Below are 24,321 nucleotides of genomic sequence, written 5' to 3'. Positions count from 1 at the left end.
GGGCATGGCCCTGCTTGAACTGGATGACGTATCGAAGGCCTTCGGTTCGCTGAAGGCCGTCGATGGCGTGTCGTTCAAGGTCGAGGCCGGCGAGATCTTTGGCATCGCCGGCCCGAACGGCAGCGGCAAGAGCACGCTGTTCAACATCATCACCGGCATCCCGTTCGGGCCGGACAGAGGCCACATCCGCTTTGACGGGACCGCGATCAACGGCAAGTCTGGACATGCCATCGCGCGCCTCGGCCTTGCCCGCACCTTTCAGCGCGAAACCAGCTTCGACGGGCTGACCGTATTCGAGAACGCGCTGATCGGCGCCACCTACGGCAGAAAGGAGAAAGGTGCAGCGGCAGCCGCCCGCGAGGCGGCCGCAGAGGCACTGGAGTTTGTCGGCTTGGGTTCAGTGTCCTTCGGGCGGCTGGCCGGCGAGCTTTCCGTCTTCGAGCGCAAATGCCTGATGCTTGCCACCGCGATCGCCATGCAGCCACGTATGCTGTTGCTCGACGAACCGGCATCGAGCTTGACCAAGCCCGAGATCGAGACGTCGATCGGTTTGATCCGCCGCACCGCCGAACGCGGCATCACCATCCTCCTGATCGAGCATGTGCTGACCTTCCTGATGAGCCTGTCGCAGCATCTGCTGGTGCTTAACAATGGCCGCGTGCTCGCCGCTGGCGAGCCGGCAAGCGTGATCGCCGACCAGCGCGTCATCGAGGCCTATCTCGGAACCCGGAGGGCGGTGGCGTGACTCCCATCCTCACCGTCGAAAGCGTCACCGCCGGCTATGGCCGCGTCACCGTGCTGCACGACATTTCGCTGGAAGCTGGCCGCTTCGGCAATGTCGGCCTGTTCGGACCCAACGGCCATGGCAAGACGACCCTGTTGCGCACCGTCTCCGGCCTGCTGCGGCCGAAGAACGGCCGCATCCAGTTCGACGGGCAAGACATAGCAGGCCTCAGCGCCCGCGCCATCGTCAGCGCCGGCCTGATCCACGTGCCGCAAGGCAACCGGCTGTTTCCCGACCTCTCCATCGCCGACTGCATGGCGCTCGGCGCCTATTCGCCGCGCGCCCGTCCGCATGAGGCGGAGAACCGCGAGAAGGTGATCAAACTGTTCCCGAAACTGGCGGAACGCTGGCGCCAGCGCGTGCGCACGCTGTCGGGCGGCGAGCGCCAGATGGTGTCGATCGGCACGGCGCTAATGAGCCATCCGCGCCTCCTGATCCTCGACGAGCCGACGCTTGGGCTGGCGCCCAAGATCAAGGACGAACTCTGCGCCTCCGTCCTGGACATTTCGCGCGGCGGGGTGCCGCTGATCGTCGTCGAGCAGGATATCGAGTTCCTGCTGGAACTGACGCAGCAACTCTACCTCGTCAACCACGGCGCGGTGGCGACCGAGATCAAGCCGGGCGAGAGCCTCGACCACGGCGAGATCATGTCGATGTATTTTGGCCACTAGGAACTTGGTATGAGCGCATTGGCGGAAATCCTGTTCGGCGGCCTGTTCCAAGGTTCGCTCTACGCCATGATGGCGGTCGGGCTCGCTTTGGTCTGGACGACGATCGGCGTGTTCAACTTCAGCCATGGCGTGTTCATGATGCTGGGCGCCTATGTCGCCTGGCAATTGGTGGAACTCGGCCTGCCGGCGGCGGTAGCTTTTCCCGTCGCCGTGGTCGTCATGGCCGGCGCCGGCTGGATCCTGCAGGCAAGCGTCGTCCGGCCGCTGATCGGCCGGCCCAACATCGTGCTGGTCGTCGTCATCACCACGCTTGCCGCCGGATCGCTGATCGAGAACGGAGCGCTCACCATCTGGGGGCCGCGCTCCAAGCAGATCCCGGCGCTGGTGGACGGCAACGCCACCATCGGCGGCGTCGGCGTTTCGCTGCACCAGATCGCCATCATCGTCATCACGCCGCTGATCCTGGCGGCGTTGTGGATGTTCCTCAACCGTTCGCGCCTCGGGCTGGCATTGCGTGCGGTCGCGCAGAACGAGGACGCCAGCCATCTGGTCGGCCTGAATGTCACCGCGCTCTACGGGCTGGCCTTCGCCATCGCCGCTTCGCTGGCGGGGCTCGCCGGCATCTTCATGGGCGGCTATCGCTTCATGTCGCCCGTGATGGGCTCAGACCCGCTGCTCAAGGCGCTGATCGTCGTCGTATTCGGCGGCATATCGAGCATATCGGGGCCGATCTTCGCCGCCTATCTGATCGGCTTTTTCGAGGCCGCCTGCAGCTATTATTTCGGCCTCTACTGGACGCCGGCATTGCTGTTCGGCGTGCTGATCCTGACCCTGATGGTACGTCCCGAGGGCATTTTCGCCAGCCGCTCGCGAGGCCTCGCATGACCGACACGACCTCGCCGATCACCCAGATCCGCACAGCGGCGGCAACCCCGATCGCACCTGGCCGCACGCCGTGGAAGCACGAAGCCATCGGATTCGTGCTCGGCTTGGCCGTGCTGGCGCTGCTGCCGCTCGTCTTCGGCGACACCTATGCCCGCCACATCCTGATCATGGCCTTTATCTACGCCATCGTGGCGTCGAATTGGGACCTCAGCCTCGGCTATGGCGGCGTCTTCAATTTCGGTCATCTGGCGCTCTTCGGCATCGGCGTCTACGCCTACAGCCTGCTGACCAAGCTGGCCGGGCTCGATCCGTGGATCGCGCTGTTTGCCAGCGGCATCATCGCCACGCTTGCCGCGATCGTGGTGACCATCCCGATCCTGCGCCTGAAGGGCATCTATATCATCCTGGTCACCTTCGGCTTCGCGCAATTGGTCATGCAAGTGATCCTCAGCCAGTCCGACATCACCGGCGGCACGCAAGGGATCGTGCGCATCCCCGGCCTCTACTGGTTCGACCACAATATGGTCCGCGACGCCAAATTCGCCTATTTCTATATCGCGCTGGCGCTGCTGGTGGCGAGCACGCTGTTCCTGCGTGTGTTCGTGCGCTCGCGCGCCGGCGCCAGCATCGTGGCGCTGCGCGACAATGAGGAATACGCCGTCAGCCGCGGTGTCTCGATCGTGCGCCAACGCATGCTGACGCTTGCGGCAAGCGCCTTCTTCACCGGCATTGCCGGGGCCTTCTATGCCGCCTACCAGCGCAACGCCTCGATTGACGTGTTCGGCATGAGCCTGGCGACCATCATCCTGTCGATGGTGCTGCTGGGCGGCACCAGCACCATCTACGGCGCCATCGTCGCCTCTTTCGTGCTGACGGTCTTCGCCGAGTGGATGGCTGATTTCGGCGCATGGCGCCCGATGATCACGGCGGTTCTGATCATCGGCGTGATGCTGGCCTATCCCAGCGGACTGGCCGGCATGATCAAAGCGGCTTGGGGTGCCGTCGCCGGGCGGATCAACCGCCCGGCGTGACCGCCTGAAAAGCAAGCCTCTCAGCGCACGCCGCACCAGTCGATGACGGATGCCGCGATCACCTTGGCGGTCTCGACCACCGATTCCACTTCGACATATTCGTTGGCGCCATGGAAGCCGTCGCCCGACGGACCGAAAATGACACCGTCGACACCGGCGCCGGCATAGTGCGCAGCATCGCACACGGCGACGAAGCCGCTTGTCTGAGGCGCCTTGCCGATCGCCGCCTTGCGTTTCATCAGCGACGTCACCAACGGATGGTCGACCGGCGTGTTCATCGGCGGGAAATGCAGCCCGCCGAGCTCCCACTGGATGGCAGGCGGGTTGTCGCGCAACCAGGCGTCGGTTTGCGCGAAATGATGGACGAAATTCTCGAAATCGCGGCGATAGTCGGCTGAATTCTCATCCGGCAGAAACTTCATGTCGAGATCGAGCACGGCAACATCGGGGATGATGGCCGGGTTGGTCATCACCGTCGGCAGGCCGTGTTCGCCAAGGCCCGTTCCGCCATGCATGACACCGATGTTGATCGTGTTCATGCCGACCGGCAGCAGCGGATGGGACTTTGCCCGTGTCCGGTCGAGCTCGTATTGGCGGACGGCGGCAATGAACCGCGCCGCGATCTCGATGGCGTTGACACCCGGCTTCAGCCGGTCCTTGTCGTGCCGTTGCGGGTAGATTTCGTTGTAACGCAGCGCCGAATGCGCGTTGCGGCCACGGATCGTCACCCGCGCCCATTCGAGCCCGCCCTCGACCGGGAGGACATCGCCCCAGGTCGGCTCGGCGACAAGCACCGCTTTGGCGAGTTTGCCGTTCTTGACCGCGTCCATGGCGCCGAAGCCACCAGCCTCCTCGTCGACGACGGAGTGGACGGCCAACCGGCCTTGCAGTGTGATGCCCGCCTTGCGGATCGCGTGCGCGGCGGCGACGCAAGCCGCGACGCCGCCCTTCATGTCGACCGCGCCCCGGCCATAGAGCCGGCCATTCGTGATCTCACCGCCGAACGGATCGACCGACCAGTCCTTCATCTCGCCGACCGGCACGACATCGATATGCCCACACAGGATCAGGCTGCGCTCCTCGTTTCCAGCCCATTCGCCGACCAGATTGGGCCGGCCGGGCAAGGCGTCCCACTGTTCGGTCTTGAAGCCATCGTGCTTGAGGATCGGCTCCAGCAGAGCCTGGACATCCGCCTCGCGGTTGATCGCCGGATTGGCCTCGAATTTGGGATTGACCGAAGGGATGCGGACCATGTCGCGGACAAGCCCGATCAGCCAGTCGCGGTCTCTCTCGATTTCAGCCTGCACGGCATCGATGATCGTCTGGGCGTCAGCCATGATTATTCCTTCCTCGCACCGCCGCGCCGGGCGCATCGGTGCTATTTCCTGGTGGTTCTTGGTTTGGCGGTTTCGTTGTCGGACGGCGACAAGGCGGCATCGAGGGTGACGGCATTGGCGCTGCGGATCTTCTCGATGTCCTCGATGCGCTTGCGCACCCCGGCGCCATGGCCTTCCAGCGCGTGGGCGAAAACGGTCTCCATCTGAGCCACGGCGGTCGCCAGCGTGTCGAAGGGCGAGTTGGCGTCGATCGCCGCGACCATCGTCAGGTCGGCGACGTCAGCGATCGGCGACAGCCACACATCGGTGAACAGCAGGAGGGAGACGCCGCGTTCCTTCGCCTGCCGCGCAAAGCTAACCACGTCCGACTGGTAGCGCCGATAGTCGAACACGACGAGAAGGTCGCGCTTGCCGAGGTCGATCAGCAAGTCGAAATCCGCCGGGCTCAACGAGCCGATGTCGCGCACGCCGGAGCGGAATTGCAGGAGATAGCCGGCGAGCATGGAGGCGATGTGGCGGCTGAAGCGGCCGCCCAGCAGGACGACCTGGCCCTTGGTCTCGAGCAGCAAATTGACAGCGCGTGTATAGGCCTGCAGGGGGACCGCCGTGCGCGTGCGCTCCAGACTGTCGGAAACCGAATGGAAGTAGGCCAGTGCCGTGCCCTCGCTGGAGCCGCCCGGGCGCTTGGCCTCCATCATCAGCAACGGCGAATGCAGTCTGGATTCGACTTCCGTCAGCAGCCGCGCTTGGAAATCGGCAAAGCCGACATATCCGAGCTTGCTCATCAGGCGGGTCACGCTCGGGTCGCTGACGCCGGCGCGTCGCGCCAGCCGGGTCGCCGTTCCCAGCCCCGACATCGGATAATCGGCGAGCAGGACCTGAACGATCTTTTCTTCCGCCGACGTGAAAGCCAAGGTGGTGTTGGCCAACTCTTCGCGGATCGACATGGTCATCGCCTCTCGCCAACGGAAAGACGATTATCTTACAATTTCATACAAGATTGTCAAATTTGGAAAATATCTTACAGACTTGCGCGTCGACCTATCTGAATCTGGCGATGGGCAGGAATTTCACAGCGGAGCCGGTGAAGCGGCGGTGATCGGACGTCTGTCCTCGTGGCTGGAAGCCATCGAGATAGACCTGCTCCGGCGCCGTGCGGATGAAATTGGCGGCAATGACGGTCGCCGCTGTCGAGCCGGTTCCGGTGATGCGGCGCCCGGTCTTAAGCGATTGGGCGGTCGGCGCCGCTGGCAGAACGACGGCGGTGGCTTCGGGATCGAGACGTGGCTGGACACGGTCGGCCTTGGGGCTGGTCCTGACACGGTCTTCAGGTTTCGATGCAGGGACTGCAATCCGCTGTCCAGCCAGCGAATCGAGGCTGTCATCGACGTGATGCGTGGCCAGCAAGGCACCGATTGCATCGGCAGATTTAGCCGCCTCCGGTTGACGCGCGGGGCCCGTCTGGTCTTGCGGTCGCCATGTCGGGACAGGGATGTTGAGCGCCAGCATGTCCGGACCGGCAATCGCGGGGGCGGCATTCATCCTGGCCACGGGATTTTCGGCACCGGTCGCCGCCGGTTCAACCCGCGCGGTGGATGCGCTGCTGGCTACGCCGAACGGCACGGCTTGCGGGATTGGAATGGTGGCGGCGAACCCGGTGCGCGGTGCGAAAGCGGGTATCGGCACCGTGCCGGGCGGCATCGCCATGACGATCGCTTCAGGCGACTTTGCAGACGTTTCTTCGGCCGGATCGGCGGAGGGGGTCTGGACGTCCGCCCGCTGGGCTGCCTCCGGGGCCACGATAGCAATGCCCTGGCCAGCCGTCTTGGAGTCGCCAGGCATCTTGGGATCACCGGCCGTTTTAGGTTCAACTGACTTGGTCGGCTTGCGTGGCGCAGGCGCCGCTTCCGCGGCATCGTCCGCTTCATCCGCGCCGCGCCCGCCCAAAAGCGTCGCCAGCAGGCCGCGCGCTGGCCTGCGTTGGCCGCGGTCGGCGCTGGCCAGTTCGATGTTGGGCGTGCCGGCGGCCTTGCGTGACTCGTAGGCGGCAAACGCCTGCTCGTAGCCAGGCAACGGTTTGCCGTCGCTCGGCACATGCAGCGTGTTGCCGTTCGGGAAGACCCTGGCGAGCTCCTGGCGGCTGATGCCAGGCCAATGCCGCACATTGCCGACATCCATATGAATGAACGGCGAACCGGAGGTCGGATAATAGCCGACGCCGCCGCCCTGCATCTTCAGGCCGATGTCGCGCAACTTCTTCAGCGGCACGTCAGGCAGGAAGAAGTCCATGGCGCGGCCAACCATGTGCTGGCTTTCGCGGGCCACGCCCTTCGAACGACCGCGCAGCATGGCGTTGGTGGCCGGCGAGCGATAGGCGCTGACCACATGGATATAGGCCGTCGAGCCGCTGGCGCGGTAAGCCTGCCAGACCAGGTCGAGCAGGCGCGGGTCCATCCTGGTCGGCTCGTTGCGGCGCCAGTCGCGCAGCATGAAGTTGATCTTCTTCAGGCCCGCCTGATCGTAGCGCCCATCGCGCTTGAAGACGATCTCGGCCTTCTCGCCCGTATGAAGATGCTGAATCCGCAGGGCGCGCGTCTCGGCGAACGCATCGGTGACACACATGCAAAGCAACGCCATCGCAATGGCCGGCAACCATGTCCAACGACGGGAAGCGCCGAGCGGGTTTTGTTCGCTTTCAATCCCATTCATGCCTTGCACATCGTTCCTGTTTGAGGCGATTTGGCTTCGCTCAGATGAGGAGCTTTCGTTCAGCACTCTCCCCGGCCATGACTTGACCAGCCGGACAGGCAGCCGTCCGACAACCCGTCATGTCGAAGAACAGCATCTTGGTTAACGAATCGTGTCATGCCGCGCATGCGTTCGACCGATGAGGGCGCGCCACCGGCAAGCACCATAGGCCTGTTCACATTGCCGGCGGCCATCGATTGGTGATGAAATTGTGCTGCCGCGCCTTGTCGATCGGCCTCGCGGGGACGCCGACCGCGGTGCTCCCCGCCGGAATATTCCTAGTGACAACGGCACCCGCGCCGATAAGCGAGCGGCTGCCGATCGTGACCTCCTCTACGATGCACACGTTTGGGCCGATATAGACCTCGTCCCCTATCGACGCGGATTTGCCAAGCGTCGCCCCGATCGTCACATACTGGGATATGTTGCAGTTGTTGCCGATCGTTGCCGTATGATGGACCACGCACGGGCCGCCATGGCCTATGTAGAAGCCATGGCCGATGCTGGTCTCCACGGGGATTTGTATGCCGAATTTCCTCATCTTCAGCGAGAGGAAGAGGCGGGCTATCCGGCACACGACGGAATTGTTCGACTGTGCGATCCGGTGCCAGACCATGTAGTTGAAGCCCCGATTCGTGAGGTATTGCCGGCACAACGTCACGATGTCGCTGCTGCGCGTATAGCGATACAGATCGCTTCTAATGGCCTCGAATATCTGCATTTACGGCCTCGGCACCCATGCCCGGAATGGGAACGGGCACTAGATCATCCCGGTAACGCAAAGGGAACAAACGCCGTGGGCAATCCACGGATTCCAGCGCATGCCGTGACTTCATCGCCTGTCCGTGCCGGAAAGACGGTGTCACAGGCATTGTTTGCAGGGTGTCTGGTGCTGCGAGAGAGGATTGAACTCTCGACCTCTCCCTTACCAAGGGAGTGCTCTACCACTGAGCTACCGCAGCCGCTGATGGCGGGGCTTCTGCCATATCGAACCGGCAAGCGCAAGGCCAAGAACAACGCTTCTGTGAATGGCTTTGCCGGATAGCTTTTATTGACATGGCGGCGCCACAATGTTGGCTATCCCTGAAAGCGGGCTGGCTGGTCGCCAGCCGTGGCGGGACAATGAACGACAAGACAAATCAACCGAAGAACAGCGGAACAATCCGCAAGAACCGGCTCGCCGAGCAGTTGCGGGCCAACCTGCAGAAGCGCAAGGCGCAGTCGCGCTCGCGCCGGACAGGCGAGGCCGACCAGCGGCCCGACGGGCTCGGCGCGGCCAAGGAAATGAAGAAAGATTAACTCAAATCGGCCACTCTCAGGCCGGGGTGGGCGAAATCCTATTTCTTGAACCAAATTGGTCAATGGTCTAGACGGGCCGATACTCAAACGATTGAACCGGCCCTTTTCTGGCCGAGAGGGACAGTCTCCAATGGATCGCATCAGAATTGTCGGCGGCAACAAGCTTGCCGGAAGCATTCCGATCTCGGGCGCGAAAAACGCCGCCCTGCCGCTGATGATCGCCTCGCTTCTGACCGACGACACGCTGACACTGGAAAACGTGCCGCATCTGGCCGATGTCGAGCAGTTGATCCGCATCCTCGGCAATCATGGCGTCGACTATTCGGTCAATGGCCGCCGTGAGAAGCAGAATGAGGGCTATTCGCGCACCATCAACTTCTCCGCCCGCAACATCGTCGATACCACGGCGCCTTACGAACTGGTGTCGAAAATGCGCGCCTCGTTCTGGGTGATCGGCCCGCTGCTGGCCCGCATGGGCGAGGCCAAGGTGTCGCTGCCCGGCGGCTGCGCCATCGGCACGCGCCCGGTTGATCTGTTCCTCGAAGGCCTGCAGGCGCTGGGCGCCGACATTGATGTCGATACCGGCTACGTCATCGCCAAGACCCGGAACGGCCGCCTTGTCGGCAACCGCTATGTCTTCCCGAAAGTCTCGGTCGGCGCCACCCATGTGCTGATGATGGCGGCGTCGCTGGCCAAGGGCGAGACGGTGCTTGAAAACGCCGCCTGCGAGCCGGAGATCGTCAATCTCGCCGAATGCCTGAACGCGATGGGCGCCAGGATTTCCGGCGCCGGCACGCCGACCATCACCATCGACGGCGTCGAAGCCCTGTCGGGCGCGCGCGTGCGTGTCATCCCCGACCGCATCGAGACCGGCACCTATGCCATGGCGGTGGCAATGACCGGCGGCGACGTCGTGCTGGAAGGCGCACGACCGGAGCTGCTGCAGACGGCGCTCGACGTGATTTCCCAGACGGGCGCGGAGATCACCCAGACCAATTCCGGCATCCGCGTGAAGCGCAATGGCGCCGGCATTTCACCCGTCGACGTGACGACGGCCCCCTTCCCGGCCTTCCCGACCGATCTGCAGGCGCAGTTCATGGGCCTGATGACGATGGCCAAGGGCAAATCGCGCATCACCGAGACGATCTTCGAAAACCGCTTCATGCACGTCCAGGAACTGGCTCGGCTCGGCGCCCACATCACGCTCTCGGGGCAGACGGCGATCGTCGACGGCGTGGCGAAGCTGAAGGGCGCGCCAGTCATGGCGACCGATCTTCGCGCTTCCGTCTCGCTGGTCATCGCCGGCCTGGCGGCCGAAGGCGAAACCACGGTCAACCGTGTCTACCATCTCGACCGCGGTTTTGAGCGGCTGGAGGAAAAGCTATCCAATTGCGGCGCGGTGATCGAACGTATTTCCGCCTGACGGTCGGACGGCGGCAGCTTCCAGCAAAGGGCGGCTCATAGCGCCGCCGCCCGTCTGCCCGCAGCGCAAACCCGAGGCAATGCCTCGGGCGGACGTCGTGGGGTGGTTGCACCGGCCGGAAAGACCGCCTAACAGAGGCTGAAACCAACCTGTAGGTCGAAAATCCGGATGACCGCCCTCAAGCTTATCGCGCTCGACGACCAGGATCTGAGCATCGTCTCGGCCCATCTCCAGGACGCCGTGATGAAGGTCTCGGACCTCGAATTCCTGCCCAAAGCCAAACGCTTCGTCCTGACCATGAACCGTTTCGTGTGGGAGGCCAAATCCGGCCTGTTTCGCCAGCACAATGAACGACGGCAGGCCGTGCTGCATTTCGACCGGGTGCTGGGCGCCAAGACCAACGGTATCGCCCGCGACAAGCCCGCCGAAATTCTCTCCTTGCTGGCGATCAGCTTTATCGAGATCAGCAAGCCCGCGGGCATCGTCGAACTGATCTTTTCGGGCGGCGGCACGATCATGCTCGATGTCGAATGCATCGAGGCCCGCCTTGCCGATATTGGCGGCGCGTGGGAAGCCACCTCGCGCCCCATCCACAGGGCTTGAGCATACGATGGCCATCACGCTTGCCCAGTCCGACGCCGATTTCGAGCAGCGTTTCGCCGCGTTTCTCACGACCAAGCGCGAGGTGTCGGCCGACGTCGACGCCGTGGTGCGAGACATCATCGCGCGCGTGCGTGCCGAGGGCGATGCGGCACTGATCGACTACACGCGGAAATTCGGCGGAGGCGACCTCGCCAAGCTCGGCATTGCCGTCTCGGCGGAAGACATCGCCGGCGCCTATGCCGAGGCCGATCCGGCCACGGTCGAGGCGCTGAAATTCGCACGCGACCGCATCCGGTCCCATCACCAGCGGCAAAAGCCTCAGGACGAACGCTACACGGATCCCGCCGGCGTCGAGCTCGGCTCGCGCTGGACGGCGGTCGAGGCGGTCGGGCTCTATGTGCCGGGCGGCACGGCAAGCTATCCGAGCTCGGTGCTGATGAACGCCGTGCCAGCCAAGGTAGCCGGCGTCGAGCGCATCGTCATGGTCGTGCCGGCACCGCACGGCGTCGTCAACCCGCTGGTGCTGGTGGCGGCGGATATATCGGGCGTCTCCGAAATCTACCGCGTCGGCGGCGCGCAAGCGATCGCGGCACTCGCCTATGGTACGCAGACGATAAAGCCCGTCGCCAAGATCGTCGGTCCAGGCAATGCCTATGTCGCCGCAGCCAAGCGGCAGGTGTTCGGCACGGTCGGCATCGACATGATCGCCGGCCCTTCCGAAGTGCTCGTCGTGGCGGACGGCGACAACGATCCGGACTGGATCGCCGCCGATCTGCTCGCCCAGGCCGAACATGACGTGTCGGCGCAGTCGATCCTGATCACCGACGACCCGGCATTCGGCAAGGCGGTCGAACGGGCGGTCGAACGCCAGCTGCGGAGCCTGCCGCGCGCGGAAACGGCGGCCCAGAGCTGGCGCGATTTCGGCGCCGTCATCGTGGTTCCGACCGTCGAGGCCGCGCTGCCGCTGGTCGACCGCATCGCCGCCGAACATGTCGAGCTGGCCATCGAGGATGCCGAAGGCTTCCTGGCGAAGATGCGCAACGCGGGCGCGGTTTTTCTCGGCCGCCACACGCCCGAGGTCATCGGCGACTATGTCGGCGGCTCCAACCACGTGCTGCCGACGGCGCGCTCGGCACGCTTCTCGTCGGGCCTGTCCGTGCTCGACTTCGTCAAGCGCACCTCGGTCCTCAAACTCGGACCGGAGCAGTTGCGCGTGCTGGCACCGGCGGCGATCGCACTCGCGCAGGCGGAAGGGCTTGACGCGCATGGCCGCTCTGTCGCCATACGGCTGAACATGTAGGCCAGTATGACGGGCTCCGGTCAAACCCGCGCAAAACTGATCGATGTCGAACTCGATGAGTCGATCGGCCGTTCGACGCCCGATGTCGAGCATGAGCGGGCGGTGGCGATCTTCGACCTGATCGAGGAGAATAGTTTTCAGCCTGTCAACGACAGCGGTGCGGGTCCCTACCGGCTGAAGCTGTCGCTGGCCGAGTCCCGCCTGGTCTTTGCCGTGGCACGCGAGGACGGCACCGCCGTCGTCACCCACATCCTGTCGCTGACGCCGCTCAGGCGCATCGTCAAGGACTACTACATGATCTGCGAGAGCTATTACGACGCCATCCGCTCCTCGACGCCAAGCCATATCGAGGCGATCGACATGGGCCGCCGTGGCCTGCACAATGAGGGCTCGCAGACGCTGATGGATCGGCTCTCCGGCAAGATCGACATCGACTTCGACACGGCGCGACGGCTGTTCACGCTGGTCTGCGTGCTGCACTGGCGGGGCTGATCCTGGCCCCCGGCGCCCTGCCCCGCTCGGTTCTGTTCCTGTGCGGCATGAATGCCGTGCGCTCGCCGATGGCCGAGCAGCTGGCGCGCCGGATGCTGCCCGCCACCGTCTTCGTCGCCTCGGCCGGCGTGCGCGCCGGCGAGCGCGACCCGTTCGTCGATGCCGTGCTTGCCGAGGACGGGCTGTCGCTGGGTGAGCGTCATCCAAGGACGCTGAACGATCTCGAGGACGACTATTTCGACCTGATCGTGACACTGGCGCCGGAGGCCCACCATGCCGCGCTCGAACTCACGCGCTCGCTTGCCGTCGAGGTGGAATACTGGCCGACGCCGGATCCGACCGATGCCGGCGGCACGCGCGAACACATCATGGCCAGCTATCGCGACGTGCGCGAGCGGCTGAAAGCCCGGATCTACAGCCGGTTCACCGTTCCGAGGCCTGGCGATTAAGCGTGTTCACAAGCGACAGATTATCATATAGGTTCCGCCGAAATTCCAGCCGGGGCGCTGGAACTGCCATCCAAGCAAAGGTATCGAATGCCGAAGGAAGAAGTCCTCGAGTTTCCGGGTATCGTCACGGAATTGTTGCCCAACGCGATGTTCAGGGTGAAGCTCGAAAACGAACACGAGATCATCGCCCATACCGCCGGCCGCATGCGCAAGAACCGCATCCGCGTGCTGACCGGCGACAAGGTTCTGGTCGAGATGACGCCATACGACCTGACCAAGGGCCGCATCACCTACCGCTTCAAGTAAGATCAAGACCCGGCCGGTAAAGCGATGAGCATTTTGCAAAAGCTGGTGCTTGCCTCGGGTTCGCCGCGCCGCATCGAACTCCTGCAGCAGGCCGGCATCGAGCCGGACCGCATCCTGCCAGCCGATATCGACGAAACGCCGCTGCGTGCCGAGCATCCGCGCTCGCTGGCCAAACGGCTGTCGAAGGAAAAGGCCGAGAAGGCGTTCGCGTCGCTGAAGTCCGAGACGGACCATGCGCCGAGCTTCGTGCTGGCGGCCGACACGGTGGTCGCCGTCGGGCGGCGCATCCTGCCCAAGGCCGAGACGCTGGATGACGCCGCCAACTGCCTCGGGCTGTTGTCCGGACGTTCGCACCGGGTCTATTCCGGCATCTGCCTGATCACGCCGGGCGGCAAACTGCGCCAGCGACTGGTCGAGACGCGGGTGCGTTTCAAGCGGCTGCCGCGCGAGGAGATCGACGCCTATGTCGCGTCCGGCGAATGGCGCGGAAAGGCCGGCGGCTATGCCGTGCAAGGATTGGCCGGCGCCTTCGTCGTCAAGCTCGTCGGCTCCTACACCAACATTGTCGGCCTGCCGCTCTACGAGACGGTGGCGCTGCTGTCGGGCGAAGGTTTCAAGACGCATCAAAACTGGTTGTCTGCGCGACCATGAGCCTCGACGACAAGGTCACGCCCCTGCGGCCCAAGCGCCCGTGCCCGGAATGCGGCAAGCCATCGGCGCGCGAGACCTATCCATTCTGCTCGACGCGCTGCAAGGACATCGACCTCAACCGCTGGCTGAAGGGTGCCTATGTCATCTCGGCCCGCGACGACGAGGAAGAACCGGACGCCGACGAGCCGAAGTAGACGAGCGCCGGTCAGGCGGCTTCGTTCTTGCGTTTGACGCGCGCCCAGGCCGGCAGCCAGTCGCCATGTGCGGCCAGGAGATCATCGACCAGTGACCAGATCTGGTCGAGATCGAGTTCGGCCGCGGTGTGCGGATCCATCATCGCCGCGTGATAGATGTGGTCGCGGTTTTCGCTCATCAGCGCCCGCACCGTCAGTTCCTGTACGTTGATGTTGGTGCGGATCAGCGCCGTCAATTGCGGCGGCAGGTCGCCTATATAGGTCGGCTGGATGCCGGACGCATCGACCAGGCACGGCACTTCGGCGGCGCAATCACGCGGCAGCGAGGTGATGCAGCCAGCGTTGCGCACATTGCCGTAGATGACCGACGGTTCGCCGGTCCAGACCGAATTCATGATCGAGGAGGCATATTCCTTCGACTCTTCGACCTCGATGCGCTGGGCCGAGCGGTAGGCCTGCGCCTGGTCCTTCCAACGCTCGATCTGCTCGACGCAGCGCTTGGGGTATTCATCGAGCGGAATGCCGTATTTCTCGATCAAATCGGGACGGCCGTCCTTGATGAAATAGGGCGTGTATTCGGCGAAATGCTCCGAGCTCTCGGTGACGAAATAGCCCAGCCGCGTCAGCATCTCATAGCGCACCTTGTTCGGACAGCGCGGATTCCAGCCGGGTTTGGGCGCGCGGCCTTCGCGATAGGCACGCACGAGATCGGGATAGAGGTCGCGATAGGATCCATCCGGCTGGCGATGCTCGAACTGCAGGTAGAAAGCCATGTGGTTGATGCCGGCCGAGCGGTAGCGGATCTCGTCATAGGGAAGGTCGAGATCGTGTGCCAGTTCCATCGCCGTACCTTGCACCGAGTGGCACAGCCCGACCTGCCTGATCTCGGGATATTTCTCCGAGATCGCCCAGGTGTTGATCGCCATCGGGTTGACATATTGCAACATGATGGCCCGCGGGCAGACGGCAAGCATGTCCTCGCAGATCTTCCACAGATGCGGCACGGTCCTGAGGCCGCGCATGATGCCGCCGACGCCGAGCGTATCGGCGATGGTCTGGCGCAGGCCATATGTCTTCGGCACCTCGAAATCCGTGACGGTGCAGGGCTCATAGCCGCCGATCTGGAAGGCGACGACGACGAAATCGGCGTCCGCCAGCGCCTTGCGCTGGTCCGTGTAGGTCTCGGCCATCGCCTTGACGCCGAGTGTGGCGATCAGTTTGTTGACGACGACGGCGCTTTCTTCCAGCCGCTGCGGATTGATGTCCATCAGCGCGATCGTGGCGCCCGAAAGCGCCGGGCGCTGCAGCACGTCGCCGACGATGTTCTTCATGAACACCGTCGAGCCGGCGCCGATGAAAGTGATCCTGGGATGTCTTGCCACGTTAACCTCCGGCATATGTTCAGGCCACGTCGAAAGCGGCCCTGACGAGCCGTTCGGTGTAGGCGGTCTTGGGATGGGTGAGGACCTGGTCGACAGGTCCCTGCTCGACGATCTTGCCGTGCTGCATGACGATGACGCGGTGGCAGAGCGCCCGCACCACCTTCAGGTCGTGCGAGATGAAGAGATAGCTCAAGCCACGCTCGTCCTGCAGCTTGCGCAGCAGGTCGATGATCTGCGCCTGGACGGAGAGATCCAGCGCCGACGTCGGCTCGTCGAGCAGGATGAATTCGGGTTCGAGCGCGATGGCCCGGGCGATGGCGATGCGCTGCCGCTGGCCGCCGGAAAATTCATGCGGAAACCGCGACAGGATATCGCCCGGCATGCCCGCGCTGACCAACGCCTCGCGCACCCGTTCGACCCGCTCGCGGCGCGTTGCGCCGATGCCGTTGACGACCAGCCCTTCCTCGATGATCTGGCCGATCGTCATGCGTGGGTTAAGCGAGGAGAACGGGTCCTGGAAGACGATCTGCATGCGCGACCGCAGCGGCCGCATCTGCGTTCGCGACAGGCCATGGATCGGCTGGCCATCGAAGCGTATCTCACCGCGTTGCGCTTCGGTCAGCCGGAGCAGCGCCTGGCCGAACGTGGTCTTGCCGGAGCCGGATTCGCCGACCAGCCCAAGCGTCTCATGGCGGCAAAGCTTGAGGTCGAGGTCGTCGACCGCGACCAGTTCACGCCAGTCCGGCTTCAAGAACGTGCCGTGGCGCAGCATGAAGCAGACGCGCACGCCATTCGCTTCGAGGATGGTGCCAGAGCCCGCGGGCAACGGTTGCGGCCGTCCTCTTGGTTCGGAAGCAAGCAATCGCCTGGTGTAGGGATGCCGCGGATCGGCGAACAAGCGTTCAGTGACGTTGTGCTCGCACATTTCGCCATGCTGCATCACATAGACGTAGTCGGAAAACTTGCGCACCACGGTGAGGTCGTGGGTGATCAGGATCACCGCCATCCGCAGCTCTTTCTGCAGATTGCGGATCAGGTTGAGGATCTGCGCCTGGACCGTGACGTCGAGCGCGGTCGTCGGCTCATCGGCGATCAGCACGTCGGGATCGTTGGCGAGCGCCATGGCGATCATCACGCGCTGCCGTTGCCCACCCGAGAGCTGGTGCGGATATTGCTTGAGCCGCGCCTCGGGCTCGGGAATCTGCACATGCCGCAGCAGTTCGAGAGCGCGCGCCCAGGCTTGTTTGCGGCTCACCTTGCGATGCACCCGGATCGCTTCGACGATCTGGCTGCCGACCGTGTAAATCGGGTTGAGCGAGCTCATCGGCTCCTGGAAGATCATCGAGATGCGGTTGCCGCGCAGCTTGCGCCGGGCGCTCTCGGGGAATTTCAGAATGTCCTGTCCGTCATAACAGACGCTCGATTTCGGTGACACCGTTGCGCGGCGCGACAGCAGGCCCATGACGGTGCGCGCCGTCACCGACTTGCCGGAACCGGATTCGCCGACGATCGCGATCGTCTCGCCGCGATAGAGCTGGAACGAGATGTCCTTGACCGCCTCGACGGTACCGTGCTCGACCTTGAAGGCGACCTCGATGTTGCGGGCGTCGATGACGGGCTCTCCCTGGCGCCCATCATGATCGAGGCGGAAGGCTGGTGCGAAGGGCTCGGCGAGTACGACGGTCATTGCTGTCCCCTCAATACGGATCGACGGCATCGCGCAGGCCGTCGCCGAGCGCGTTGAAGGCGAAGACGGTGACCAGCACGAAACCGACCGGCGACAGTATCCAGGGATAGGTACCGATGACGGAATAGGTCGCGGTGTCCTGAAGCATCAGCCCCCAGGAGATCAGGGGCGGCTTGACGGCAAAACCGAGGAAACCGAGGAAGGATTCGAGCAGCACAACCGTCGGGATGGCCAGCGTCACGGCGACGATCACGTGGCTCATCACATTGGGGAAGATGTGCTGCAGGATGATGCGCCGGTCGGTGGAGCCGACCGCCATGGCGGCGCGCACATATTCGATGCGCGCCAGCGCCAGTGTCTTGCCGCGCACCTCGCGCGACATCTGCGCCCAGCCCAACGCCGACATGACGATGATGACAAAGCCGAGGAACACATTGGTCGGCGCGGTGACAGGGATCAGCGTCGTCAGCGCCAGATAGAGCGGCAGTTGTGGGAAGGCGAGCACCAGTTCGACGAAGCGCTGCATCCAGACGTCGAACCGGCCGCCGAAATAGCCCGACACCGTGCCGACAGTGGTACCGATGACCGTGATGATGAAGACCACCGTCAGCGCGATCATCAGCGAGACGCGCGAACCATGAATGGCGCGCGACAGCACGTCCCGGCCGAATTTGTCGGTGCCGAGGAAATGCACCGGCTGGCCGTCCGTCGAGGCGAACAAGTGCCGGTTCGCCGGGATCAGCCCGAAGAGCTTGTAGGGCGCGCCCTCGACGAAGAAGCCAAGCAGCCTCGGGTGGTCGTAGTCGGGGCCGACGATGGGCTGGAAGGTGACCGGATCGAGATCGGCCGAATCGGCCAGCGCGTAGACTCTCGGCCGCGCGACGAAATTGCCGTCCTTGTCGTGGAAGGACGGCAGCTGCGGTGGGGCGAAGCCGACATCGGTCGCCTTCGGATCCATCGGGGCCAGGAATTCGGCGAACACGGCCATCACCAGCAGCAGCACGACCAGCCAAAGCCCAGCCATCCCGGTCCAGGAGCGCTTCAGCCGGCGCCAGACAAGCGCCATGTAGCTCTCATTGCCGCGTGCGGGCGCTACTGTGGCTCGCTCGGCCGGCAGTGGCGGTGGTGAAGGCTCTCGCGCCAGCATCTAGCCCTCCCCGAACTGGCGCACGCGCGGATCAAGCAGGACGAGCAGCATGTCGGCGATGATGTTGCCGACGATCAGCGTCGCCGACAGCACCATCATGAAGGTGGCTGTGACATAGACGTCGCCGACCGCCATCGAACCGACGATCGCCGGACCGACGGTCGGCAGCGCGAAGATGATCGCCGTCTCGATCTCGCCGGTCAGCATGTATGGCAGCACCACGCCCTGGTACATGACGAGCGGATGCAAGGCATTGGGCACGGCGTGGCGCATGACGACGGCACTGCCGGTCAGGCCCTTGGCTCTCGCCGTCTCGACATATTGCGCGTTGAGCGTGTCGAGCAGATTGCCGCGCATGACGCGCATATTGTAGGCGAGGCCGCCGAAGGTGGCGATCGCCACCACCGGCCAGACATGCTTGACCAGGTCGACGAATTTGGCCCACGACCATGGCGCGCCGCCATATTGCGGCGAGAAGAATGAGCCGATCTCCGACACGTTGAACTGGAAGACCAGGAGATAGACGATGATCAGCGCCATCAGGAAGCGCGGCACCGTCATGCCGAGGAAGGCGATGGCCGACAGCGTGGAATCGATCCAGGTGTATTGCCGGGTCGCGGCCCATATGCCGAAAGTGATGCCGAGCACCGAGGCGAGCAGATGGCAGACCAGCGCGAGCAGCAGCGTGCGCGGCAGGCGCTCGCCGACAACCTCGGCCACCGGCTTGTTGTAATAGAGGCTGTAGCCGAAATCGCCGCGGGTGACGATGCCGCCGATCCAGTTGAGATACTGGACGGGCAGCGGCTTATCGAGGCCGTGTTCGACGCGGTAGGCCTGGGCCTGTGCGTCGGCCTCCGCGAAGGAGGCTCCGCCCTGGTTGATCAGCTGCGAGCGGATGTAATCGGCATAATCGCCAGGCGGCGCCTGGATGATGGCAAAGGTGACGAGACTCAAAATAGCGAGAACCGGGATTGCCGACGCTATGCGCATGAGCAGGAATCGCAGCATGGACGGTCCGCTTCCTCATCTCGCCGGACGCTCCCCTGGAGGGGCGTTCGGAGGGTTGGTTTGTCCCGGCCGCGCCCTCGACGCGGCCGGGTGTCTCTCAGTCAGGGGAGGTAAACTTGCATCGGCCCTTAAACTTACATCGGGCCCTTGTCTCCAGGCTTGCCGGGAAGCTCTTCGGGGAACAATTCGTATTTCGCCTGTTTGTCGGCCGCGACGAAGACCCGTTCGCGGATGATCGAATCCTCGGCCCAGTTGAACATGAAGATCGGCGTGCCCTGCGGGATGTTGGAGAAGCGCTTGTTGACGATCAAGGCGCCGGGATATTCCGTCAGGCCGACATTGTAGACGTGCTCGGTCGAGATCTTCTGGAAGTCCCGCATCAGACTGGCGCGCTGGTTGTTATCCGCCGACGAGACGAACTTGTTGACGATGTCGACGAGGTCCTTCTCGAAAGGCATCAGGTCGACCTCGCCGCTTTCCGGCGCGCGGTGATCCCAGCTGGTCTTGGGGCCGACCGGAGCGAGTTGCACGGTGTTCTGCACCACGGAAGTCAGCTCCTGCTCATTGCGCCGGATCAGCCAGTCGAAGCGGCCTGAATATTGCGTTGCATCGCGCTGGGTGCCGTTAAGCCCGTTGAGCACGATCCGGAGGCCAAGCTTCTCCATCTGCGCGACCACGCCTTCGGCGAGGCTCTTGTCGGTCGTGTAGTCGTTGTTGACCAGCATCACGATTTCGACGTTCTTGCCGCCGGCGGTCGCGGCCGGAAAGTTGACGATGCCGTCGCCGTCTGTGTCCTTCAGACCGGCCTTGGCGAGTTCGGCCTTGGCACCCTCGAGGTCGAAAGGATAGTAGACGGTGGACTTGCGGTCATAAAAGCTGGTGCCCGAGGAAAGGCCGCCTGGATAGATGGCGGTGAACGGCCCCTTGACGAGGGAATCGCCCAGCGCCTTGCGATCAAGCGCCATGGTGACGGCCTTGCGGAAATCCTCGTTGCGGTTCAGTTCGCGGATCGCCTGGCCGCGCTCGTCCGGGTTGCCCCAGCCATTGGCGGAAAAATTCAGGCGCAGATTGTAGCCGATCAGCCGCGGGCCGAAGGCAAGGCGCGCCGGCGCGTTCGCCTCCGCCGCGCGCTTGAGCGAGGCGACGAAGTTTTCCGGCTGCTCGAGGTTGGAGAAGTCGCCTGCGCCGGCGACCGCCTGAACGTCGCGGTCGGCCCAGGTCGACAGTTTGTAATGCAGCTCGTTGAGATAGGGCAGCTGGTTGCCCTTCTCGTCCACCTTCCAATAGTAGGGATTGCGGCGCATGACGATGATGTCATCGGCCCGATATTCGACCGGCACCCAGGCGCCCATGACAGGCATGTTCATATATTCGGGCGGGAAAGCGTTCTTGAACTGGTCGTAGGTGTTCTTCGAATATTTCGGGTGCTGCGGCTTCAAAATGTGTGCGGGACCGGGACAGAAGGTGCCATAGGCCATTGCGTAGAGGTGCTGTTTCGGGAAGGCTTCCTTGAAGGTCCATTCGACCGTGTAGTCGTCGATCTTCTTCAGCGTCGTGCCGACGCCGAAGGTTTCCTGGGTGGCGCCATTGAGCGGCGAGACGTTGGGATCCATGACCTCGTCGTCCCAGTAGAACATGACGTCGTCGGCGTTGAATGGCACGCCGTCCGACCATTTGGCACCTTCGACGAGATGCATGGTCAGCTTGTGGCCATCGGCTGACCAATCCCAGCTTTTGGCCAGATTGGGCAGCGGCTCGGTGTCCTTCGCCTCAACCTGGAACAGCGGCGCGGTGCGCGTCAGGCACTCGGAAAGGCCGATGTCGATGCCACCCCACCCTTGGGTCTGGCCGGCGCCGTAGTTCCAGCCTTCGGGCCGGCCGCCGATGACATGGCGCATCGTATCGCCGTAGACGCCGACGCCGTCCGGCATGTTGGCGGTCTTGAAGACAAGCGGCTCTTTCGGCAGCCGATCTTTCACCGGCGGCAGCTTGCCGGCCTTGACGTATTTTTCCGTGACCCAATCGGGCTCGTGATAGTCGGGCAGCGCCTTGAACTCCAGGATGGAGTCGCGCGGCACGTACTTGATCTTGCCCTCGGCCGGAAACGTCGCCGGCACCGGCGGGGCGGTCGGCTCGGAAGCGAAAGCGTTGAGCGCCGGAACGGAGACGCTCAGCGCCAGTCCGGCGGCAATGCCAATGCTGCGTAGGTTCCTCATTGTCTCCTCCCTCGTGTTCAGACGTTTGCTGCTGCTCGTATCTTGCCTGGACGGCAGACTGCGGTGGATCTGCCTCCCGTGGATCCGCCGCCGCGCCCGGTTCTCAGACGGCCTGTTTCAGCGCGGCCTTTTCGGCGCGCAGTTCCTCGATCGAGCGCACGCTTCGCCGCGCGGCACCGGCCCATTCCCGCGTCTTGACCGTGGATTTCGACAGCCTCTCCTTGGCTGCCGGAACCGCATGGGCATATTGCGGCAGCCATTGCGCCTGGGCGACGACCATTTCGTCGACCATCTGCCAGACCTCCTCCGGCGTCGACACCGCGCCGACCAGCGGGTCATGCAGCACGGCAAGCTTCAGAAGATCGATGTCGCCAGATATGGCCGCGTGGACCGACATGCGCTGGACGTTGATCGAAGCCATGCAAGTAGCGGCACAGGCTTCCGGCAACGTGATGCCGGCGGCCATGTTGATGCCGAAACGGTCGACGAAACCGGGGGACTCGATGATGGCGTCGCGTGGCAGATTGGTGATCACGCCGTCATTCCTGACGTTGAAGTGGCCACGATAGACGCGGTTGGTTTCCAGCGCCTCCAATATGTGGCTTGCATGCTCGTTCGAGCGCCTTGACGCGTCGATCGGTTTCGACGCCGCTTCGAGGAATTGCGGATATTCGGTCTCGAACCAGTTGCGGGTTTCCGTGGAATAGCGGAGGTAGCCGCCGGTCTCGCCATGGATCCAGTCGGACATGTCGATCCAGCGCGTGATCTCGTCGGGGCGCTTGCGGTACCAAGGCAGATATTCGGAGAGATGGCCGTTGCTTTCGGTCGAATAGACGCCGAAGCGCTTCAGCACATCGATGCGCAGCTTTTCCTGTTGGGAATAGACCGGATGTGCCTCGAAGGCGGCAATTAGCTCATCCCTATCGATCTTGCGGCCGTTCAGCCGCAAATCGATGAACCAGGTCTGGTGGTTGATGCCGGAACAGACATAGTCGAGTTCCCGCGGCGATTTCGCGCCCAGCACCTCGGCGATCTGCTCGGCGCCGTGCTGGACGCCATGGCAGAGACCGACCGTGTCGACCTTGCCGTATTCGATCGCCGCCCAGGTGTTCATCGCCATCGGGTTGGCATAGTTGAGGAATTTGGCGTTGGTATCGGCGACTTCGCGGATGTCCTTGCAGAAATCCAGGATCACCGGAATGTTGCGCTGACCGTAGAGAATACCGCCGGCGCAGATCGTGTCGCCGACGCATTGGTCGATGCCGTATTTCAAGGGAATGCGGATATCATCGGCATAGGCTTCGAGGCCGCCGACCCGCACGCAGCTGATGATGTAGCGCGCGCCCTCGAGCGCCTTGCGGCGGTCGGTCGTCGCGGTCACCCTCGTTGGCAGATTGTTCGCCTCGACGATCCTGTCGAGGATCGCCTTGATCATCGCGAGATTGTGCTCGCTGACGTCGGTCAGCGCGAATTCGATGTCCTTGAATTCCGGCACGCACAGAATGTCGGTGAACAGCTTCTTCGTGAAACCGACGCTGCCGGCGCCGATAATAGCGATTTTGAAACTCATCACCTTCACCTCGGTCCAATCGAATGCTAGGCAAGGAGCAGCAAGGGAAGAAAGATGGCCACACGCCTCTGGGCGCATGCCATTCAAGCCGGAATCCGGCTTTTCTCTCCTCCCGCCCGCTCCTCGTTCGCGGGCTATTCGCGTTCTTCGAGGCGCGATTATGCGCTTATTCGCGGGCGCGGCCAGAGAAGGATTATGCTTTCAGGGGTAATTTTGTGCTGCGGGATTTAATCGCTAACGGAGAGTCAATGCGGACCGTCTCGCTGCCGCGCGGCCGCCAGCGCCTGCATGCCATGCCGACGAGCACGGGCTATGAGGTGCGCGAGGACGTGACCTATGACTGGGACGGGCGAAAGCGCGGTCAGACACCGTTCACCGTCCTGCAGCATACGATCGGCGGTACCGGCCGGTTGCGCTACGAAAACCGCGATTACCGCCTGCAGACGAACGACACGCTGCTGGTGCTGGTGCCGCACAACCACCGCTACTGGCTGGCCAGGGGCGAGCGCTGGGAATATTTCTGGATCTCGATGAACGGCGAGGAGGCGTTGCGCGTCCACAAGTCGATCCTCGACGTGTCGGGACCGGTCTTTCGGCTGCAGCCGGCGACGATCGATCATCTTGCCGATTGCAGTCTGCGTCTTATCAAAGGGGCCGCTTCTCCAGGCGCTGCTTCGGCGATCGCCTACGAGGCGGCGATGGCGCTCTACGACGATGTGTTCGGCTCGCACGCCTTTGCCGAAAAACAGAGTGCCATGCAGCCGGTCATCGATCATATCAACGCCAATCTCGACAAAGCCCTGCCGGTGGCGGACCTTGTCCAGATCAGCGGACTGAGCCGGGCTCATTTCTCACGCTGCTTCGCCGAGAGCGAAGGCCTGCCGCCCGCCGAGTTCGTGCTGCAGCAGCGGCTGCAGCGGGCGGCGAAATTGCTGACCAAGGCGGATTTCCTGCCGGTGAAGGAAGTGGCCATCCTGTGCGGGTTCGAGGATGCGAATTATTTTTCGAAGGTCTTTCGCCGCCTCTACGGCACGACGCCCAGCCAGTTCCGCACCACCGGCATGTATGCCAGCTTGCGAACGCCGGCCAGGCGCGGCGCCAAGGTGTCGGACGACGAGACCTGACGCCGCTTGAGACC

The 24,321-nt window shown here is 63.5% G+C and carries 24 protein-coding genes and 1 tRNA gene; 14 read left to right on the top strand and 11 right to left on the bottom strand.

Annotation, left to right across the window (positions count from 1 at the left end; genetic code table 11):
• The first annotated feature begins 4 nt into the window (after positions 1–4).
• The 4 genes from LB524_RS26925 to LB524_RS26910 are packed head-to-tail and all read left to right on the top strand — an operon-like array spanning position 5 to position 3,371.
• A complete protein-coding gene (locus LB524_RS26925; RefSeq protein ID WP_224531347.1) occupies positions 5–745 on the top strand; it encodes an ABC transporter ATP-binding protein in 741 nt (246 codons plus the stop codon).
• Entirely contained in the window at positions 742–1,455 is a 714-nt protein-coding gene (locus LB524_RS26920) for an ABC transporter ATP-binding protein (RefSeq protein ID WP_140660773.1), read from the top strand. Before LB524_RS26925 ends, LB524_RS26920 begins: the two co-directional genes overlap by 4 nt.
• A 9-nt stretch (positions 1,456–1,464) precedes the next feature.
• Entirely contained in the window at positions 1,465–2,340 is an 876-nt protein-coding gene (locus LB524_RS26915; protein WP_140660772.1) for a branched-chain amino acid ABC transporter permease, read from the top strand.
• Positions 2,337–3,371, top strand: a complete 1,035-nt coding sequence (locus LB524_RS26910) for a branched-chain amino acid ABC transporter permease (RefSeq protein WP_015316274.1) — start codon at positions 2,337–2,339, stop codon at positions 3,369–3,371. The genes LB524_RS26915 and LB524_RS26910 overlap by 4 nt, the downstream gene beginning before the upstream one ends.
• Before the next feature lie 20 nt (positions 3,372–3,391).
• On the opposite strand, the gene LB524_RS26905 is transcribed toward LB524_RS26910, so the two are convergent.
• From LB524_RS26905 to LB524_RS26885, 5 genes are all read right to left on the bottom strand, one after another.
• On the bottom strand, positions 3,392–4,708 hold the full coding sequence (locus LB524_RS26905; protein WP_140614679.1) for a M20 family metallopeptidase: 1,317 nt from the start codon (positions 4,706–4,708) through the stop codon (positions 3,392–3,394).
• A 41-nt stretch (positions 4,709–4,749) separates the two neighbouring features.
• Positions 4,750–5,655 (bottom strand): MurR/RpiR family transcriptional regulator, encoded by a 906-nt coding sequence (locus LB524_RS26900; RefSeq protein WP_015316272.1) that lies wholly within the window; start codon positions 5,653–5,655, stop codon positions 4,750–4,752.
• A gap of 94 nt (positions 5,656–5,749) precedes the next feature.
• Positions 5,750–7,417 carry a DUF882 domain-containing protein gene (locus LB524_RS26895; RefSeq protein ID WP_140660770.1) on the bottom strand — a complete coding sequence of 556 codons (1,668 nt, stop codon included), beginning with the start codon at positions 7,415–7,417 and terminating at the stop codon, positions 5,750–5,752.
• A 214-nt stretch (positions 7,418–7,631) separates the two neighbouring features.
• Positions 7,632–8,177: a serine O-acetyltransferase gene (locus tag LB524_RS26890; RefSeq protein ID WP_224531342.1), complete on the bottom strand. Its 546-nt coding sequence runs from the start codon at positions 8,175–8,177 to the stop codon at positions 7,632–7,634.
• 166 nt (positions 8,178–8,343) lie between these two features.
• Positions 8,344–8,418: transfer RNA gene (locus tag LB524_RS26885), tRNA-Thr, on the bottom strand.
• Positions 8,419–8,578: 160 nt separating this feature from the next.
• On the opposite strand from LB524_RS26885, the gene LB524_RS26880 reads away from it, so the two are divergent.
• From LB524_RS26880 to yacG, 9 genes are all read left to right on the top strand, one after another.
• Positions 8,579–8,755, top strand: coding sequence for a hypothetical protein (locus LB524_RS26880; protein ID WP_140790442.1), 177 nt, complete (start codon positions 8,579–8,581; stop codon positions 8,753–8,755).
• Between the two features lie 130 nt (positions 8,756–8,885).
• Positions 8,886–10,178 carry a UDP-N-acetylglucosamine 1-carboxyvinyltransferase gene (gene murA / locus LB524_RS26875; protein WP_015316269.1) on the top strand — a complete coding sequence of 431 codons (1,293 nt, stop codon included), beginning with the start codon at positions 8,886–8,888 and terminating at the stop codon, positions 10,176–10,178.
• 168 nt (positions 10,179–10,346) lie between these two features.
• Positions 10,347–10,781 (top strand): DUF2948 family protein, encoded by a 435-nt coding sequence (locus LB524_RS26870; protein WP_015316268.1) that lies wholly within the window; start codon positions 10,347–10,349, stop codon positions 10,779–10,781.
• Positions 10,782–10,788: 7 nt separating this feature from the next.
• Positions 10,789–12,081 (top strand): histidinol dehydrogenase, encoded by a 1,293-nt coding sequence (gene hisD / locus LB524_RS26865; RefSeq protein ID WP_140790440.1) that lies wholly within the window; start codon positions 10,789–10,791, stop codon positions 12,079–12,081.
• Positions 12,082–12,087: 6 nt separating this feature from the next.
• The gene (locus LB524_RS26860) at positions 12,088–12,573 is read left to right on the top strand and encodes a UPF0262 family protein (protein ID WP_015316266.1); all 486 of its coding nucleotides are present in this window, start codon (positions 12,088–12,090) and stop codon (positions 12,571–12,573) included.
• A complete protein-coding gene (locus tag LB524_RS26855) occupies positions 12,561–13,022 on the top strand; it encodes a low molecular weight phosphatase family protein (protein ID WP_140614683.1) in 462 nt (153 codons plus the stop codon). The genes LB524_RS26860 and LB524_RS26855 overlap by 13 nt, the downstream gene beginning before the upstream one ends.
• Positions 13,023–13,109: 87 nt before the next feature.
• On the top strand, positions 13,110–13,328 hold the full coding sequence (gene infA / locus LB524_RS26850) for a translation initiation factor IF-1 (protein ID WP_006329283.1): 219 nt from the start codon (positions 13,110–13,112) through the stop codon (positions 13,326–13,328).
• A gap of 24 nt (positions 13,329–13,352) precedes the next feature.
• Positions 13,353–13,979, top strand: coding sequence for a Maf-like protein (locus LB524_RS26845; RefSeq protein ID WP_015316264.1), 627 nt, complete (start codon positions 13,353–13,355; stop codon positions 13,977–13,979).
• Complete coding sequence (yacG, locus tag LB524_RS26840) at positions 13,976–14,173, top strand: DNA gyrase inhibitor YacG (RefSeq protein ID WP_023772777.1); 198 nt, start codon at positions 13,976–13,978, stop codon at positions 14,171–14,173. The genes LB524_RS26845 and yacG overlap by 4 nt, the downstream gene beginning before the upstream one ends.
• A gap of 11 nt (positions 14,174–14,184) precedes the next feature.
• Here yacG and LB524_RS26835 read toward each other — a convergent pair whose 3' ends face one another.
• The 6 genes from LB524_RS26835 to LB524_RS26810 all read right to left on the bottom strand — a co-directional run bounded on the left by LB524_RS26835 (position 14,185) and on the right by LB524_RS26810 (position 23,183).
• On the bottom strand, positions 14,185–15,555 hold the full coding sequence (locus LB524_RS26835; protein ID WP_224531339.1) for an alpha-glucosidase/alpha-galactosidase: 1,371 nt from the start codon (positions 15,553–15,555) through the stop codon (positions 14,185–14,187).
• A 19-nt stretch (positions 15,556–15,574) separates the two neighbouring features.
• Positions 15,575–17,242, bottom strand: coding sequence for an ABC transporter ATP-binding protein (locus LB524_RS26830; RefSeq protein ID WP_224531336.1), 1,668 nt, complete (start codon positions 17,240–17,242; stop codon positions 15,575–15,577).
• Between the two features lie 10 nt (positions 17,243–17,252).
• Positions 17,253–18,389 (bottom strand): ABC transporter permease, encoded by a 1,137-nt coding sequence (locus tag LB524_RS26825; RefSeq protein ID WP_224531333.1) that lies wholly within the window; start codon positions 18,387–18,389, stop codon positions 17,253–17,255.
• Positions 18,390–19,397, bottom strand: coding sequence for an ABC transporter permease (locus tag LB524_RS26820; protein ID WP_224531330.1), 1,008 nt, complete (start codon positions 19,395–19,397; stop codon positions 18,390–18,392). It abuts the gene before it with no gap.
• A gap of 134 nt (positions 19,398–19,531) precedes the next feature.
• Positions 19,532–21,613, bottom strand: coding sequence for an ABC transporter substrate-binding protein (locus LB524_RS26815; RefSeq protein ID WP_224531328.1), 2,082 nt, complete (start codon positions 21,611–21,613; stop codon positions 19,532–19,534).
• A gap of 103 nt (positions 21,614–21,716) precedes the next feature.
• Positions 21,717–23,183, bottom strand: coding sequence for an alpha-glucosidase/alpha-galactosidase (locus LB524_RS26810; RefSeq protein WP_224531324.1), 1,467 nt, complete (start codon positions 23,181–23,183; stop codon positions 21,717–21,719).
• Between the two features lie 248 nt (positions 23,184–23,431).
• Here LB524_RS26810 and LB524_RS26805 point away from each other — a divergent pair, with 248 nt between their 5' ends.
• Complete coding sequence (locus tag LB524_RS26805) at positions 23,432–24,307, top strand: AraC family transcriptional regulator (RefSeq protein ID WP_140614689.1); 876 nt, start codon at positions 23,432–23,434, stop codon at positions 24,305–24,307.
• Positions 24,308–24,321 lie beyond the last annotated feature (14 nt).

It is taken from the genome of Mesorhizobium sp. ESP6-5 (assembly GCF_020164695.1).
In the GTDB taxonomy this organism is placed as follows: domain Bacteria; phylum Pseudomonadota; class Alphaproteobacteria; order Rhizobiales; family Rhizobiaceae; genus Mesorhizobium; species Mesorhizobium australicum.
Note: the sequence above shows the minus strand (reverse complement) of the source record. Positions and strands in the feature narration are given on the sequence as shown.